1 protein-coding gene and 1 pseudogene are annotated in these 1,619 nt (G+C 68.7%); both read left to right on the top strand.

The features are described from left to right. The coding region (locus JHD07_RS39420) for a hydantoinase/oxoprolinase family protein (RefSeq protein ID WP_291632034.1) at positions 1-1,318 on the top strand (1,318 nt) is incomplete at its 5' end. A 103-nt stretch (positions 1,319-1,421) separates the two neighbouring features. Next, positions 1,422-1,619, top strand: a pseudogene (locus tag JHD07_RS39415) (tripartite tricarboxylate transporter substrate binding protein); the annotation flags it as partial.

Below are 1,619 nucleotides of genomic sequence, written 5' to 3'. Positions count from 1 at the left end.
GATCGAATCCGGCCCGGCGGCCGGTGCCATGGCGGCCTCCTTCCTGGCGCGGTTGGCCGGCGAAGATCACGTCGTCTCCTTCGATATGGGCGGCACCACGGCGAAGATGTGCCTGGTAGAGAACGCCGCTCCGGATCGGAAATTCGACTTCGAGGCCGGCCGCGTGCGCCGCTTCCAGAAAGGCTCCGGCCTGCCGCTGAAGGTCTCGGTCGTGGACATGATCGAGATCGGCGCTGGCGGCGGCAGCATCGCGCGCGTCGATGCCGCATCCGGACTGATGAAGGTCGGCCCGCGCAGCGCGGGCGCGAAGCCGGGGCCGATCTGCTATGGGCGCGGCGGCACCGAACCGACCGTGACCGATGGCGACCTGGTGCTCGGCCGACTGGATCCGAAGTATTTCCTCGGCGGCGAAATGGCGCTGGACCCTGGCGCGGTGCAGCGCGCGATCGAGACGGGCATCGCCCAGGGCCTGAATGTGACGCGCGACATGGCGGCACTCGGCATCCGGCGCATCGTCGATGAGACGATGGCGGCGGCGACGCGCATGCATCTGGCCGAGAAGGGCCGGGATCCGCGCCGCTACACGCTGATCGCTTTTGGCGGCGCGGGGCCGGTGCATGCTTATGACCTGGCGCGGCTGCTGAAGATGAAGCGGATGCTGGTGCCGCTGGGCGCGGGCGTCGCCTCCGCCCTCGGATTCCTGGTGGCGCCCCCCGCCACCGATCTGGTCCGCAGTCATGTGGGGCGGCTGGAGCGGCTGGACTGGGCGTATGTGAACGGGTTGCTGGCGCAGATGGCGGAGGAGGGCCGCGCCTTGCTGCTCGAAGCCGGCGCCGCGCAGGAGGACATCATCGCCCTTGCCGCCGCCGACATGCGCCACGTCGGCCAGGGCTTCGAGATTCCAGTGAAGCTGCCGGCGATGCAACTCACCACGAACGACTTGCCGGCCATCCGGGAGAGCTTCTTCGTGAGCTACCGCGAACGCTTCGGCCGCGCGCTGACCGACTTGCCGATCGAGGCGCTGAGTTGGCGCGTCGCCTGCATCGCGCCCGGCCGGGATATCCAGCTGGCCGAGGTTGCGAACACCGCGACCGAAAGCTCCTCCGACGCCATGAAGGCCAGGCGTGGTGAGCGCGGCGTGTTGTTCGAGGGCGCCGGCTGGCTGCCCTGCCAGGTCTATGACCGCTACGCCCTGGCGCCGGGGGCGCGGTTCGAAGGCCCGGCCCTGGTGGAAGAGCGCGAGTCCACCTGCGTGATCGGACCCGGCGCCAAGGTTTCCGTGGATGCCTTCCGAAACCTGATTATCGAGCTGCCCTGATCGGGCAACGCTTGCGCAACGTCGTGCCATCGAGAAGTATGGCAGACTGGCTTCACGGTAAGCACCCCCGCCGCATCGCCGACGGCGACACAGGAGTTGGACCATGCGACCGGTGACTCGTCGTTTTCTGCTGACCACGTCCCTCGTGCTGCCAGCATTGCGCCCGGCCGGGGCGCAGGATGCCTATCCCAGCCGCCCCATTACCCTGGTGATTCCCTGGGCGGCGGGCGGCTCCACCGATGTGCTGGGACGACTGCTTGTGCAGAGCATGGCGGCGGATCTCGGCCAACCGATCGTCGTG

Source organism: Bradyrhizobium sp. (assembly GCF_016462955.1).
Classification (GTDB): Bacteria; Pseudomonadota; Alphaproteobacteria; order Rhizobiales; family Xanthobacteraceae; genus Bradyrhizobium.
The sequence above is the reverse complement of the archived record's forward strand: the minus strand, read 5'-3'. Positions and strand labels throughout refer to the sequence as shown.